1 protein-coding gene is annotated in these 259 nt (G+C 45.6%); it reads right to left on the bottom strand.

Annotated features, from left to right (window positions below; genetic code table 11):
- On the bottom strand, window positions 1-259 hold a 259-nt coding region (locus A3766_RS30840), incomplete at both ends, for a hypothetical protein (protein ID WP_197479474.1).

Raw genomic sequence — 259 nt, 5'->3', positions numbered from 1 at the left:
CCTGCTTTGATTGCCTTCGAAGGCGAACACTTCATCTTCGTTTAGATCAATATCAAGCGTCATCATATAGTCTTCACGGTAAGTGGCTAAACCCACTTTATAGCGTGCTTGAACTGAAGGCTTGCCTCGAGGTAATTCATCAGTGGGTACGGGAGGGGAGAATGTTGAAATGTCGGTTGGAAACATATTCATTCCAGAAATACCGAATACCCACTCGCCTTCTAGCCACCAACCATCCAGGCCGAATTCTTCACGTAAA

It is taken from the genome of Oleiphilus sp. HI0132 (assembly GCF_001635845.1).
The sequence above is the reverse complement of the archived record's forward strand: the minus strand, read 5'-3'. Positions and strand labels throughout refer to the sequence as shown.